Here is an 11,935-nt window from a genome sequence, read left to right on the forward strand (position 1 = left end):
AAGGGCACGATGCCCAGGTGGCCGAAAACGCGTGGCCGGAGCCGCTCATGCAACCGAAGTGGTGCCAACGGCGATTGATGCAACCGCTTCGGTCCCCCCGCCCGGGGCGGGCCTCAGGCAGGCGTCACCACCGTGGACCCGGGCGATGGTACGAACGATGGCCAGCCCCAGACCGTGGCCGCTCGTGGCGTGCCCATCCCCCTTGTGGAAGGGATCGAAGACACGTTCGCGCGACGCTTCAGGAATGCCCGGTCCCTCATCGATGACCGATAGCCGGGCCTGCAGGCCGGCCAGCGATACCCTCACCCGGATCGTCCCGTCAGGGGGAGAAGCCTGGTAGGCGTTTTTCAACAGGTTGAGAATCAGGGTCTCGAGCAGGGTGGGATTGGCCTCTATGAAGATCGTTTCCTGAGAGGTCTCGAGCCTGCAAGCAACCCCGGGGTGTCCCTGAGCGTCGAAGGTATCAAGGGTTGAGCGTGTCAATTCGACAAGGTCCAGGCGGTGACGCTTGAGCTGCGAGGCGCAGGGATCGAGTCTGGCTAGAAGGAGTAGCGCCTCGACCAGGCGGGCCAAGTGATCGAGGGAATGCTGGGCTTGTTCCAGCGCATGCTTGCACCGTTCTGAGTCGAGGCTTCTCCGGGCGACTTGAAGCTGTGTCCGGCAGCCGGCGATAGGAGTTCGCAGTTCATGGCTGGCACCGACCGTGAAGACCCGTTGTCGCATCAGTACATCCCTGACGCGGATCAGCAGGCGATCCAGCGTCGCCAGTAATTGACGCAATTCATCCGGAACTCGGGAGGCATCGAGCCCCAGGGGGCGAGGATTGGTTGGGTCGATCTCGGCGATGGCGCTTTCTATGCGTCGCAACGGGGCCAGCCCCCGCCAGACCGAAACGAAGGCCAGGACGACGAAGGCGGGCAGCAGCCAGAGCAGGGGCCGGGTGAAATCGTCGTCGAGGATCTGTGCTTCTGCATCGTTCGCGGCTTGTGTTACCGCCACCCGAATCGTCAGCCCATGCCCTTGGTCGCTCATGGTAAAGACCCGCCAATCCTGATCGTCCACGGCCAGATCGCTGAAGCCCGGTGAGGCGATATGGGCCAGCTGTGGAAAATCGGCAGAGCGAGCGATCAGGCCGACCTCGTCGGAGACGAGCTCAAAGCCCGGGGGACGGGGTGTGGGAGCGGAAAGGTGGAGTGTCAGGAGATCGCGCAGGATGAGCTGCAGGGACGACGGTCGCGCGTTGTCGATTTGCAGGTTTAGAATCAGCGAGGCGGCCGTCTGCAAGCGCTGGTCCACTTCGCGGGAGGCGGCATCGCCCACGGTATGGCGAGCACTGGTCCAGATCACCAGCCACAACAGCCCCAACAGGATCAGCAGCCAGACGAGCAGCCGCATATGCAGGCTGAGGCTCTGTGCCTTCACGACGCCCCCCCGTCGGTAACCCGGTAACCCAGCCCACGAACCGTCTCGATCCGGTGTGCCCCGACATGTCCTCGCAGCTTGTGGATCAGCACATGAAAGCTGTTGCTTTCGGGGCCCTCGTTCCAGCCATAGAGCCGGGATTCGAGCTGCTCGCGGCCCACGACCCGGCCCGGGCGCTCCAGCAGGGCCTCGAGCACCATGAATTCGTGGGCCGAAAGATCCACCGGCGTACCGTCCACCCAAACCCGGCGGTCGCTACGGTCGAGACTGATGCCGCAGTGACTCAAACGATTGTCGCTGTGACCGTTGGCGCGTCGGGCCAGTGCGCGCAGGCGTGCCTCGAGTTCCTCGAGGTCCACTGGCTTGGTCAGGTAGTCGTCGGCGCCCTGGTCCAGCAGCGTGACACTGTTCCATTGGGCCTCGTAGGCAGTCAGAACCACCACCGGGGTAGTCTGGTGAGTATCGCGCCAGTGCTTCAGCACCTGAATGCCGGTGCGCCCGGGCAGTGAAAGGTCCAGGACCACGGCATCAAAGGCCTCGCCTTCCAGCGCCGCTTCGGCGATGCGCCCGTCGAGCAACCAATCGATCGTGTGGCCGTCCTGGCGCAATCCCTCGCAGAGCCCGTCACCGAGCACTTCATCATCCTCAACGACCAGGATTCGCATAAGACTCGCTTCCTTGCTGTATGACGCCGGGTTTTCCGCGTCGCCAAGCCTGATTTTCGACGTTGCCCCCATCGAGTGCAAACGACCGTGGCCCATTAAGGTTCAATTAACCTCGACCTCCCAGCCTTAAACTGCCGGTCGGGCTTCCCGCCCGCCGGACATGCCGAGTGCACTCGGCGTTGATCGGAAAGTAAGGAGACCATTATGCGTAAGGAAATGATTCTGGGACTGGCCCTTGCCCTGGGGTCCACCGGCGCTTTCGCTTCGTTCAGCAGTCAGGATGCCAACGGCGACGGCCAGATCAGCAAGGATGAGTTCTATGGCGCGGTATCCGACAAGGGAAAATTCACTGACTGGGACCTCGACAGTGATGGTCTGATCGAGAGTGGCGAATTCTCGAAGCTGGACTATGACTGGGACTTCGATACCTGGGACGCCGATGATGATGGCTTCCTGGATTCCGATGAGTTCTACGACGGGTATTACGGTTCTTATGATGCCAATGAGGATGGTCATTGGGATGAAGGGGAATGGGACGACGCCGGCGAGAACGGCCTGTTCGACCTTTGATGACATGACCCGACAGGTAGGAAAACCTGTCTGAAGAGTGTATCGGCCGCCTGTGCCCGTGAGGGGCAGGCGGCACTCCTGCACAGTCATCCCCCGGAGATCTGAAACCAAGGAGTGTGCCATGCGTAAGGAATTGATTACCGGAATTTTGATCGCCTTGACCTCGACAGGGGCCTTCGCCTCATTCACGAGCCAGGATTCGGATGGCAACGGCAAGATCAGCAGGGATGAGTTCTATGGCTCAGCGGCTGATGTTGGCACCTATTCCGACTGGGATCTCAATGACGATGGCTTGCTGGACGAGAACGAGTTCGGCGAGCTTGATGTCGACTGGGATTACGACACCTGGGACGCCAATGACGACGACTATGTCGATTCCGGAGAATTCTACGACGGTATCTACGATACCTACGACGTCAACGACGACGGCGAGTGGGACGACAGCGAGTGGGACGATGCCGATGAGGATGGGGTATTCGACATGTGACTGACGAATTATCGATTGCTCATCAATAGTGTGTCGGGGCTGCCTGCATCGGTGGCCCCGTCTTTTTTGCTAGTTGAGCCCGCATGAAATAGTTAGTCGGCCTCACCTTTGGATAGCCCAGGCTGTTCATGCAGATCGAGAAAGCTCGGTCCAAAGCGTCGGCAGACCTCGGGTGTGTCCGCTTCGGATGGCATCAAGAGGGGGGGTGCCCGACCTCGAAGCCGATGTTGTCCTGGAAGGCTCCGTCGAACGGCAGGATTGCTGTGGCGCTAAGTTACGGGCGCTTGGCGCGCGTTACGGCCGTCGCCTCGTGCGGGATCTGATCGATGTCTCGATGCTCCCGCGCAGCACTCATCGAGCGGTCAAAACTACCCGGCACTCCGTATCGGCACCCGGCTGAGCGCATTGTTGGTGTCGGCCATGCGCTGCAGCAGGCGACAGAGGATGTCGCGTTCCTCGCCGGAGAGGGGGCCCAGGATCTCTTCCTGGGTGGCGTGGACCGCGGCCTCGGCCTGCCGGCGCAGCTCGCGCCCCGCCGCGGTCAGGGTGACCAGCTTCGAGCGGCGGTCCTCGGGATCGCGCCGGCGCGTTACCAGGCCGCGTTCCTCGAGCTTCCTGACCACCACGGCGATGGTGTTGCGATCCAGCGCCGTGCAGCCGCCCAGGGTGATCTGGTCCAGCGGGCCGCGTTCCTCGAGCGCCGAGAGGGCCACGTACTGCAGCTGGGTGAGGTTGAAGGCCTCGCACTGGCGCAGGAAGATCGCCACGCTGATCTGGTGGCAGCGCCGCAGCAGGTTGCCGGGCAGGGTGTTGACCTCGGCGAGGGGCGATTCGGTCATGGTCTCGAGGGTTCCGGCTCAGGGTCGAAGAGGAGCGAAAAGTCGAAAAGCGAAAGAGCGTGCCGTGACCTCGCGGGTCACGGCAGGAATGCTAGGGGGATCGCCGGTACTGCGCAACCCGCCTGATGCGCGGGCCGACGGCGCCCGGTACCGCCAGTCCACGCATCCGTCCCGTTACGGCCGTGGCCGACTCAGTCCGCGTCGAGCATGAAGCGCGCGAAGAACGCCGCCAGCTCGTCGTGGGCATCCAGCGGCAATACATGAGCGACGTGCTGGTCGGGGCGTACCACCACCAGGCAGCCCCGTTCCCGGTCGATGCCGCGCAGCTCGAAGATGTCCTGGCCATTCTTGAGGTCGGGGCAGAACACCTTCTCGTAGTCGTGCAGGCCGTACTTGCCCTTGCGCGGCCAGAGGATCGACGGGAAGGCATCCAGGTCGAGCTCGCGGAAGCCCTGCTGGCAGATGGCGCGCAGGTCGAAGACCGCGTCGATGTCCGCCTCCGAACGGGTGTACTTGCGCACCGGCGAATCGGGGGATTCGTCCAGGAAGCGGCACAGGCCGCTCAGGCCCGACTTCGGTGCGGTGGGGTCGCCGGCTCCGGCGAAGGCGTACAGCCGCCAGCGACCATCGGCCTCGGCCACATGGCCCAGGTGCATGGGCTTGGCGTCCGACAGGCGTACCACCGGCGCGGAGTGGAAGCGCGTGCCGATCGCGAAGCCGCTGGCCAGCGCCTGGTGGGTCGGTTCGGCACACACCAGCGAGGGGTAGTACTGGATCGCGGTGCCGGCGGTGAAGCGGCCCTGCTGGATGAAGTACTCCTGGAACTCCCTGGGGTCCACGCCGTCACCCGGATCCTCACAAGAGCCTTCGGGGGCGCCCTTGGGCGGGGCGCTGAACATCCTGGCGAACTTGCGATCGAAGTCGATCAGCTCCCTGGCCACGGTCTGGCGCTCGGTGGTGTAGGTATCGAGGAGCCTGGGGGCGGCCTGGCCGCGCAGCACCGCGGCCAGCTTCCAGCCCAGGTTGAAGGTGTCGCGCATCGACACGTTCATGCCCTGGCCCGCCTTGGGGCTGTGGGTGTGGCAGGCGTCGCCGGCGATGAACACATGCGGCACCCGCTGGCCCACGTCTTCCAGCGGCACGTCGTCGAACTTGTCGCACAGCCGCTGGCCGATCTCGTAGACCGACCACCAGGCGATCTCCTTCACGTCCAGCTGGTAGGGGTGCAGGATGCGCTGGGCGGCGGCCACCAGCTGATCGGCGGTGATGTGGCGGCTGGCCACGCGCTCGTCCTCGTCGAGCTTGTCGAGCTCGATGTAGAGGCGGGTGAGGTAGCCGCCCTCGCGGGGGATCACCAGGATGTTGCCGTGGTTGGCCGAGTGGATGGTGGCCTTCATGCGGATGTCCGGGAAGTCGGTGACCGCCAGCACGTCCATCACGCCCCAGGCCTGATTGGCCGAGTCGCCCACCAGCGAACGCCCCAGTGACTGGCGCACCTGGCTGCGCGCGCCGTCGCAGCCCACCACGTAGCGGGCGCGCACCGTCTCGGTCTCGCCCTGGTGGGCCTCGTCGGTGCGCTCGAGGGTGACCGTGACCGGATAGTCGTCGCTGCCCAGGGTGACGGCGTCGGCCTTGTCGGTGTCGATCTGCACGTCGACCACGCGGCGCGAGTAGTTGGGCTCGAGCCGGCTCGGCGAGTTGCGCATCGTCTCCAGGTAGAAGTCGTGCACCCGCGCCTGATTGAGCACCGTGTGAGGGAACTCGGAGAGGCCGTCCTCGGTGTCCTGGACGCGGCCGTGACGCATGATGCTCCTGCGATTGGCCTCGTCGGGCTTCCAGAACACCGTCTCGTTGATCCAGCAGGCTTCCTTGAGCACCTTGTCGACGAAGCCGAAGGCGTTGAACATCTCCATGCTGCGGCAGGCGATGCCGTCGGCCTGGCCGAGCCGGATCGGGCCGGCCTTCTGCTCGACGATGCGCGTCTTGATGTCGGGGAAGGCCGACAGCTGGGTGGCCAGGTTGAGACCGGCCGGACCGCAGCCGACGATCAGCACGTCGAGCGTCTCGGGGAGGCGGTCGGAGTTGGCCAGGGTGTCGGCCGGTTCGTGAATGGCCGGGTCACCGGTCTGGAAGCCGTCGAGATGGAACTGCATGAGGGGCACCTTGTCGGGTTGTCGGACTATCGTCACTATTATGATTATCAGTATTGTGATCAATTATACGAAGGTGGCAGCGTCTGTCGAATGCCGGGCGTCATCAGCGCAGCGTGCGCCGCAGCCTGGCCAGGGCGGCGAGGAAGAACACGCCGCCGATGCCGAGCAGGGCGAGCAGCTGCGGCCAGATGACCCCCAGCCCCGCGCCGCGGAACAGGATCGCCTGGGCGAGGATGACGAAATGCGTGGTCGGGGCGACCAGCATGGCCTGACGGACCAGCTCGGGCATGCTCTCCCGGGGGGCTACGCCGCCGGAGAGGATCTCCAGCGGGATCAGCACCAGGATGATCAGCAGCCCCAGCTGCGGCATGGAGCGCGCCAGGGTGGCGAAGAAGATGCCCATCGAGGTGGTGGCGAACAGCAGCAGCGCGGCGCCGAGCAGGAACAGTCCCAGCGAGCCCTGCAGGGGGATGGCCAGCCAGCCCCCGACCACCAGCTCGAGGGACAGCAGCCCGGCGACGAGCACCACGCCGCCCATGGCGCCGACCTTGGCCAGCATGATCTCCAGCGCCGTCACCGGCATCACCAGCAGGTGCTCGAGGGTGCCGTGCTCGCGCTCGCGGATCAGCGCGGCGCCGGTGAGGATGATCGACAGCATGGTGATCTGGTTGACCACCTCGTTGACCGCGCCGAACCAGGCGCGGGTCAGGTTGGGGTTGAAGGCACTGTGCACCACCAGCGAGACCGGGTCGCGGGTGGTCGGCGGATAGCCGGCGACGAAGGTGGCGGCCTCGCGGAGGAGGATCTGCTGAATGTAGCCGGCGCCGGTGAAGGCCTGGCTGATCTGGGTGGCGTCGACGTTGAGCTGCAGGGTCGGCGTCTCGCCGGCCAGCAGTGCCTTCTGGAAGTCGGGCGGGATGACCAGGGTGAAGGTATAGCGGCCGGCGTCCATGCCGGCGTCCATCGCCGCCAGGGGAATGCGCTCGGGCGGCAGGAACTCGGGGAGCAGGAAGGCGTCGAGCAGGCGCTGCGAGGCGGCCGAGCGGTCCTCGTCGACCACCGCCAGGGTCGCGCGGTGCGGTGCCTCGGGGACTCCCGTGGCACTGGCGTAGATGCCCAGCGTGAAGGCGTAGAGGATCAGCAGCAGCATGGCCGGGTCGCGGTAGAGGCCGTAGAGCTCCTTGAAGCCGAGCTGCAGCAGGATGGCGAGGCGCGGCATGTCAGCGCTCCTGCTTGCGCAGGCCGACCACGCTGAGCGTGATCAGCACCGGAATGGCCGCGGCCAGGGCCAGGACGTCGGGGATCAGGTCCGGCAGGCCGAGGGCCTTGGAGAACACGCCGCGGGTGATGGTCAGGAAGTGGCTGGTGGGGTAGACGGCGCCGACGAGGGCGCCGATGCCCTGCAGGGCGGCGACCGGGTGCATGAAGCCGGAAAACTGCACGGCGGGCACGAGGGTGGCGATGGCCGTGGCCAGGATGGCGGCGATCTGGCTGCGGGTGATCGCCGACATGGCCAGCCCCATGCCGGTCGCGCAGGTCACGTAGAGCAGCCCGCCCAGCATCAGCGCCGGCAGGCTGCCGGTGATCGGCACGCCGAATCCCCAGCGGGCCAGGGCGACCAGCATGAGCATGTTGAGCATCCCGAAGGCGATGTAGGGCAGCTGCTTGCCGAGCAGGAACTCCAGCCGCGTCACCGGGGTGACGTAGAGGTTGACGATCGAGCCCAGCTCCTTCTCGCGCACCACCCCCAGCGCGGTGAGCATCGCCGGAATCAGCATCAGCAGCAGCGGGATCACCGCCGGCGCCATCGCCGGCAGGCTCTTCACGTCGGGGTTGTAGCGGTAGCGCAGGGCGATGTCGACGGGCGCGGGGGGCGGGGCCTCCTGGCTGTCGGCGGCCAGGCGCCGGAGGTAGTCGGCATGCAGGCCCAGCACGTAGCCCTTGATGGTATCGGCACGCATCGGCATCGAGCCGTCGATCCACACGCCGATCTCCGGCACGTCGCCGCGCTTGAGGTCGCGGCCGAAGCCGGGCGGGATCTCGATCGCCAGGCTCAGCTCGCCGCTGCGCAGGCGGGCCTCGAGCTCGGTGTCGCTGGCCAGCGGCGGCTGCTCGATGAAGTAGCGCGAGCCGCTCAGCGGCAGGGTGTAGGCCTGGCTGGTGGTGGTCCGGTCGCGGTCGAGCACCGCATAGCGCAGGTCCTCGACGTCCATGCTGATGCCGTAGGCCATGATGACCATCAGCACCACGCTGCCCACCAGCGCCAGGGTGGCGCGCAGCGGGTCGCGGATCAGCTCCCGGGTCTCGCGGCGGGTGTAGGCCAGCAGCCGGCGCGGGCTGAAGCGCGGCGTGCGGGCGTGCGCCGGCGCGGTGTCGGCCGCGAAGGCGGCGGGGGCTCTCCCGGTGTCCGGCGCCGGGGCGAGTTCCTCGGCCTCGCGCAGGTAGGCGATGAAGGCCGCCTCCAGATTGTCGGCGTGGCAGGCCTCGACCAACTCGCGTGGCGAGCCGCTGGCCAGCACGCGACCGGCATGCATCAGCGACAGCCGGTCGCAGCGCTGGGCCTCGTTCATGAAGTGGGTGGCGATGAAGATCGTCACGCCGTCCTCGCGGGACAGCTCGATCAGCAGGGTCCAGAAGGCGTCGCGGGCGAGCGGATCGACCCCCGAGGTGGGCTCGTCGAGGATCAGCAGGTCCGGGCGGTGGATGACCGCCACCGCCAGCGACAGGCGCTGGCGGACCCCCAGGGGCAGCTCGCCCGGCAGGCGCTCGGCGACCGCCTCCAGGTCGAAGCGGATCAGCATCGCCGCGACGCGCGTCTCGCCGTCGGCGAGCTGGAAGAGCCGCGCGTGCAGGACCAGGTTCTGGCGGACCGTCAGCTCGCCGTACAGCGAGAAGCCCTGGGCCATGTAGCCGACCCGGCGCCGGGTGGCGAGGTCGCCGGCGTCGAGCGGCCGGCCGAACAGCCGGGTCTCGCCGCCGCTCGCCGGCAGCAGCCCGGTGAGCATCTTCATGGTGGTGGTCTTGCCGCAGCCGTTGGAGCCCAGAAAGCCGAAGATCTCGCCGCGCTCGATGCGGAAGCTGACCCGGTCCACGGCGGTGAAGTCGCCGAAGCGGCGCGTCAGGTCGCGGGCCTCGATGGCGACCTCGGGATTGGGCCGGCGAGGCGGAACGACCAGCGGCCGATGACGCTGTCGTGTCGCCTCGGGGAGCAGGGCGACGAAGGCGGCTTCCAGGCTGATGGTGGCGGTCCGGGCCAGCCACTCCCGCGGTGAACCGGTCGCCAGGACGCGACCGGCGGCCATCGCCACCAGCCGGTCGAAGCGCGCGGCTTCCTCCAGGTAGGCGGTGGCGACGATCACGCTCATCCCGGGGCGCTGGGTGCGGATGCGGTCGATCAGCGCCCAGAACTGGACCCGCGAGAGCGGGTCCACGCCGGTGGTGGGCTCGTCGAGGATCAGCAGGTCCGGGTCGTGGATCAGTGCGCAGCACAGTCCCAGCTTCTGCTTCATGCCGCCGGACAGCTGCCCCGCCGGGCGATCGACGAAGGGCGCGAGCCCCGTGGCGGCGGTCAGCTCGCCGATGCGCCGCGCGCGTTCGGCGGCGTCCAGGTCGAACAGGCGGGCGAAGAAGGCGAGGTTCTCGGCGATGCTCAGCGAGGGGTAGAGGTTGCGCCCCAGCCCCTGGGGCAGGTAGGCGATGCGCCGGCAGATCGCGCGGCGGTGGGCGGATGCGGCCATGTCGCCGCCGAGCACCTCGACGCGGCCCTGCTGCAGGCGACGCGCGCCGGCGAGCAGCGCCAGCAGGCTCGACTTGCCGACGCCGTCGGGACCGACCACGCCCACCAGGCAGCCCGCGGGCAGCGTCAGCGTCACGTCGTCCAGCGCCGTCGTCGCGCGATAGTGCAGGCTGACGCCGTCGAGTCGGGCGACGCAGGACTCGGCGCTCATGGGCTGACGTTGACCTGCAGGGACGGCGGCCATTCGGCGGCGTCGTCGAGCTTGAGGTAGGCCATGCCGGGCAGGCCGGTCTTGACCTGCTCGATGTGGGCCTCGAGCAGCGCGGGGTCGATGCGTGCCTTGACCCGGAACATCAGCTTCTCGCGTTCGCTGCGGGTCTCCACGGTCTTGGGCGTGAACTGGGCGACGCTGGCCACATAGCTGACCCGGGCGGGGATGACGTACTGCGGTGCGGCGTCGAGCACCAGGTGCACGGCGTCCCCCAGGCCCACGCGGCCGACCTGGGTCTCGGGCAGGAAGAAGGTCATGTAGACGTCGGTGAGGTCGACCAGGTTGAGCACCTTGCCGCCGGCGGGCAGCACCTCGCCGGGTTCGGCGATGCGGTACTGGACCCGGGCCCGGCGGTCGGTGGTGAGGGTGCCGTCGTCGATGTCGATGCGCAGCTGGGCGACCGCGGCTCGCGCCGCCTCCACGGCGGACTCGGCCTCGGTGGCCAGGGAGTGGGCCGCGCGGATCGCCGCCTCGCTGGACAGCACCTGCGCCTGGGCGGCGCTCAGCGCGGCCGCGGCACTCTGCCAGCCGGCCCGGTCGTCGTCGAGCCGCTGGCGCGACAGGGCGTTGCGCTCGACCAGGGTGCGGGTGCGCTGGTAGCGCTTCTCGGCGGCATCGAGCTCGGCCTGGCGCTGGCTGACCACGGCCCGGGCGGTGGCCTTTTCGCTGTCGCGCTGGGCGATCACGGCGCGGGCGGTCTCCTGGGCGTTTTCCGCCTGGCGCTGGCGGGCCAGGGCCTGCGTCAGGGCCGCCTCGAGGGGACGGGTATCCATGCGGGCCAGCGCTTGCCCCGGCTCGACGAAATCCCCCTCGCGCACCTCGATGGCGGCCACGCGACCGCCGAGCCGTGTGGCGATGTCGATCTCGGTGGCCTCGATGCGCCCGTTGCCGCTGGCGAAGCCGTCGCCCAGCCCCTCGGGGCGCAGCTCCCACCAGGCCAGGGCCGCGGCGATGGCCAGCAGCGCGGCGATCAGCAGGCCGCGGGTCAGCAGGCGGCGATAGCTCGAGTCCATGAACGCTCCTTTGGCGAGTCGTCGCCTCATTATCCGGGCTCAAGCCGTGAATGACGTGACCGGCATCAAGGGCCGGGCAGGTCGGCGAAAAACCGGGTGTCGGGCGGCACGGCTACCCACTGCCGGGTTCCTGGCGTACCCTGCTGGCAGGTCCGTTTTGCCCGGTGACAGCCGCGAGGGAGGAACAACGATGCGCCGATGGACGGGAGTGGTGGCACTGCTGGGGCTGGCGCTGGCCGGCTGCCAGGGTGTCCAGGAACTGTTTCCGGGGCGCGAGGGCGGCCCGCCCACGGTGATCGACCGCAGCGGCGGGGCGGCGTCATCGGGCATGGTCGAGCGCAAGGTGGCCTTCCCCGCCGACACCTACGCGCGGCTGGCCAAGCACGGCAGCGCCACCATCAAGGGCCGGCTGACCTACACCACGCCTCAGGGCCGGACCCTGATCGGCGCGGGGGAAACCGTCTCGATCGCCCCGGCCACGCCCTATTCCGCCGAAGCCGCGGAGGTGGCCCTGGCCGGCAAGCGCATCGAACCCGCCGACCCGCGGGCCCGGGCCTACACCCACCATGCCACCACCGATGCGCGGGGCTACTTCGTGGCGCATGATATCCCGGCCGGGGTGTTCTATGTCGCCGGCAGCGTCCGGTTGCCCGGCGGCCACTCGCGCAGTCCGCTGATTCTCCGCCAGGTCGAGATCGGCAAGGGGCAGACGCGCCAGGTCGACCTGAGCCGCTGACCCGGCAAGGTCTTTAGGTATCTCGCCGGTGTGTCTCGGATCC

Annotated in this window: 10 protein-coding genes; 3 read left to right on the forward strand and 7 right to left on the reverse strand. The window is 67.7% G+C overall.

Features of this window, described 5'->3' with window-relative positions; genetic code table 11:
• Nucleotides 1-45 precede the first annotated feature (45 nt).
• Together KGQ91_RS07880 and KGQ91_RS07885 are read right to left on the reverse strand one after the other, a co-directional pair.
• Nucleotides 46-1,422 (reverse strand): sensor histidine kinase, encoded by a 1,377-nt coding sequence (locus tag KGQ91_RS07880; protein ID WP_224420698.1) that lies wholly within the window; start codon nucleotides 1,420-1,422, stop codon nucleotides 46-48.
• On the reverse strand, nucleotides 1,419-2,087 hold the full coding sequence (locus tag KGQ91_RS07885) for a response regulator (protein ID WP_224420699.1): 669 nt from the start codon (nucleotides 2,085-2,087) through the stop codon (nucleotides 1,419-1,421). The genes KGQ91_RS07880 and KGQ91_RS07885 overlap by 4 nt, the downstream gene beginning before the upstream one ends.
• 204 nt (nucleotides 2,088-2,291) lie before the next feature.
• Between KGQ91_RS07885 and KGQ91_RS07890 the strand changes: the two genes are divergently transcribed.
• Nucleotides 2,292-2,657, forward strand: coding sequence for a hypothetical protein (locus KGQ91_RS07890; RefSeq protein WP_224420700.1), 366 nt, complete (start codon nucleotides 2,292-2,294; stop codon nucleotides 2,655-2,657).
• Between the two features lie 121 nt (nucleotides 2,658-2,778).
• Nucleotides 2,779-3,144: a hypothetical protein gene (locus tag KGQ91_RS07895; RefSeq protein ID WP_224420701.1), complete on the forward strand. Its 366-nt coding sequence runs from the start codon at nucleotides 2,779-2,781 to the stop codon at nucleotides 3,142-3,144.
• 368 nt (nucleotides 3,145-3,512) lie between these two features.
• Here KGQ91_RS07895 and KGQ91_RS07900 read toward each other — a convergent pair whose 3' ends face one another.
• The 5 genes from KGQ91_RS07900 to KGQ91_RS07920 form a co-directional block, all read right to left on the reverse strand.
• Nucleotides 3,513-3,983, reverse strand: a complete 471-nt coding sequence (locus tag KGQ91_RS07900; RefSeq protein ID WP_224420702.1) for a MarR family winged helix-turn-helix transcriptional regulator — start codon at nucleotides 3,981-3,983, stop codon at nucleotides 3,513-3,515.
• A gap of 191 nt (nucleotides 3,984-4,174) precedes the next feature.
• Entirely contained in the window at nucleotides 4,175-6,136 is a 1,962-nt protein-coding gene (locus KGQ91_RS07905; protein ID WP_224420703.1) for an FAD-binding monooxygenase, read from the reverse strand.
• A 103-nt stretch (nucleotides 6,137-6,239) separates the two neighbouring features.
• Nucleotides 6,240-7,355 (reverse strand): ABC transporter permease, encoded by a 1,116-nt coding sequence (locus tag KGQ91_RS07910; RefSeq protein WP_224420704.1) that lies wholly within the window; start codon nucleotides 7,353-7,355, stop codon nucleotides 6,240-6,242.
• 1 nt (nucleotide 7,356) lies between these two features.
• Nucleotides 7,357-10,083: a ribosome-associated ATPase/putative transporter RbbA gene (rbbA, locus tag KGQ91_RS07915; protein WP_224420705.1), complete on the reverse strand. Its 2,727-nt coding sequence runs from the start codon at nucleotides 10,081-10,083 to the stop codon at nucleotides 7,357-7,359.
• On the reverse strand, nucleotides 10,080-11,156 hold the full coding sequence (locus KGQ91_RS07920) for an HlyD family secretion protein (RefSeq protein ID WP_224420706.1): 1,077 nt from the start codon (nucleotides 11,154-11,156) through the stop codon (nucleotides 10,080-10,082). The genes rbbA and KGQ91_RS07920 overlap by 4 nt, the downstream gene beginning before the upstream one ends.
• Nucleotides 11,157-11,346: 190 nt before the next feature.
• Between KGQ91_RS07920 and KGQ91_RS07925 the strand changes: the two genes are divergently transcribed.
• Nucleotides 11,347-11,892: a carboxypeptidase regulatory-like domain-containing protein gene (locus KGQ91_RS07925; protein WP_224420707.1), complete on the forward strand. Its 546-nt coding sequence runs from the start codon at nucleotides 11,347-11,349 to the stop codon at nucleotides 11,890-11,892.
• Nucleotides 11,893-11,935 lie beyond the last annotated feature (43 nt).

Origin of the sequence: Modicisalibacter tunisiensis, from assembly GCF_020148005.1 — a bacterium.
Lineage (GTDB): Bacteria > Pseudomonadota > Gammaproteobacteria > Pseudomonadales > Halomonadaceae > Modicisalibacter > Modicisalibacter tunisiensis.

Excerpts from the sequence above, each read along its gene's own strand:
- KGQ91_RS07890 (WP_224420700.1), top strand. The coding sequence starts at position 2,292 with ATGCGTAAGGAAATGATTCTGGGACTGGCCCTTGCCCTGGGGTCCACC.
- KGQ91_RS07900 (WP_224420702.1), bottom strand. The coding sequence starts at position 3,983 with ATGACCGAATCGCCCCTCGCCGAGGTCAACACCCTGCCCGGCAACCTG.
- KGQ91_RS07920 (WP_224420706.1), bottom strand. The coding sequence starts at position 11,156 with ATGGACTCGAGCTATCGCCGCCTGCTGACCCGCGGCCTGCTGATCGCC.
- KGQ91_RS07895 (WP_224420701.1), top strand. The coding sequence starts at position 2,779 with ATGCGTAAGGAATTGATTACCGGAATTTTGATCGCCTTGACCTCGACA.
- KGQ91_RS07910 (WP_224420704.1), bottom strand. The coding sequence starts at position 7,355 with ATGCCGCGCCTCGCCATCCTGCTGCAGCTCGGCTTCAAGGAGCTCTAC.
- KGQ91_RS07905 (WP_224420703.1), bottom strand. The coding sequence starts at position 6,136 with ATGCAGTTCCATCTCGACGGCTTCCAGACCGGTGACCCGGCCATTCAC.
- KGQ91_RS07925 (WP_224420707.1), top strand. The coding sequence starts at position 11,347 with ATGCGCCGATGGACGGGAGTGGTGGCACTGCTGGGGCTGGCGCTGGCC.
- rbbA (WP_224420705.1), bottom strand. The coding sequence starts at position 10,083 with ATGAGCGCCGAGTCCTGCGTCGCCCGACTCGACGGCGTCAGCCTGCAC.
- KGQ91_RS07885 (WP_224420699.1), bottom strand. The coding sequence starts at position 2,087 with ATGCGAATCCTGGTCGTTGAGGATGATGAAGTGCTCGGTGACGGGCTC.